The 1,394-nt window shown below is 45.6% G+C and carries 1 protein-coding gene and 1 pseudogene; one reads left to right on the top strand and one right to left on the bottom strand.

The genetic code is table 11. The features are described 5' to 3' along the window. A pseudogene (locus A3751_RS23555) lies at positions 1-239 on the bottom strand (hypothetical protein); the annotation flags it as partial. A 101-nt stretch (positions 240-340) separates the two neighbouring features. Here A3751_RS23555 and A3751_RS12905 point away from each other — a divergent pair. Beyond that, on the top strand, positions 341-1,360 hold the full coding sequence (locus tag A3751_RS12905; protein WP_068456664.1) for an AraC family transcriptional regulator: 1,020 nt from the start codon (positions 341-343) through the stop codon (positions 1,358-1,360). The last annotated feature ends 34 nt before the right edge of the window (positions 1,361-1,394 follow it).

Below are 1,394 nucleotides of genomic sequence, written 5' to 3'. Positions count from 1 at the left end.
GTGTGTAATGAAGAGGCCGTGCCATGTAAGAGCACTATTGCCGGGCCGCTTCCTTCATCACGATAATGCACGCGATTACCATCAATTTGCACAAATCTGGATGCCTCATTGGTGTATCTGCTTTCCAACGTCTCTTTAGACAAATCACTTGTGCTGAGTGACGCGAAGCTTAAGCCGACACCCAAGATCAAAAAAACTGGGAGACATAAACGAAGCAATAACGGCTGTTTAGATGGCACGATACAATCCTAAATCTGTGTAAGAGCTGATATCGTATGCGAATACGCGTTTTTCAAACTAGGTCGATTGGTAACGATGCACTGTCTATTGGTAACACTAAATGCCTGCCATTGATTCCTCCGCAACGGTGTCGGCTGCTGCAGCAGTCGATTTGGTTGAGCTGTGCTTGCGCTATGGGTTGATATCGGATGCAGAGTTGAGCGCTCTCGGTGCTGATTCGGTTTTGCAGGCAACGCCCGATCAGCGTATTGCAGAATCGAGTTATATCGCACTATGGGATCGTCTAGCGCAGAGCAAACATGCCGCTGGGTTAGGCTTGCGTATTGGTCAAACGATCAACCCAAATGCAAAGGGATTGCTTGCGAGTTGGGTTAGCCAAACCACAACGCTGGGCGAGGCCTTAAGCGTATTTATTGAGCACATCGCTTTGATGAACCCTTCTGAATGTTGGGAGGTTGAACGGCATCAAGACCGCTGTGTTTTATGTTTCTCTCTTCGTCACGAAGAGGCTTATCCGAACATGGCCGTTGAGCGAAGTATGAGCGCCATGCTGGCTTGGGCAAAGCTGCTTAGCGGGCATGAGTTTCCTATTACTAAGGCAAGTTTTACCTTCACTAAACCGAGTTACATAGACGCTTTTTATTCTGTGTTTGGTACGGATATCTGTTTTTCAAGCGGGCAAAATAGTTTGGAGTTTGATGCGTCTCTGTTGGATTTGCCGGTTATGAGTGGTAATCACTTTCTGAAAAGTATCATTCAGGAAAAAGCAAAAAGCGCTTGGAAAGCAATCGGTTCTGGTGTGTCACTAACGGAGCAAATTCAACGTCAGATTACCTCAGAGCTAGATGCTGGAAGGGGCGTTTCTGTCATGAGCTTGAGCGATCAGCTAAATATCAGCCGGCAGACTTTATATCGTCAGTTAAAACAGGAAGGAACCAGTTTTCAAACGATGTATGACGAGGCGCGCAAGCAGCGAGCGCTTGATCAATTAAAGCGAAACAATATCAGCATACAGGCATTAAGTCTGGAGCTTGGCTTTAAAGATAGCAGCAGTTTTTATAAGGCTTTCAAGCGATGGTACGGGATCTCACCAAAAGACTACTTGGAAAGCATATTGTAAGTCAGTTACAAATCTTAATTTGAATTACTGTTTA

The sequence above is a fragment of the Oleiphilus sp. HI0080 genome (assembly GCF_001635135.1).
The sequence above is the reverse complement of the archived record's forward strand: the minus strand, read 5'-3'. Positions and strand labels throughout refer to the sequence as shown.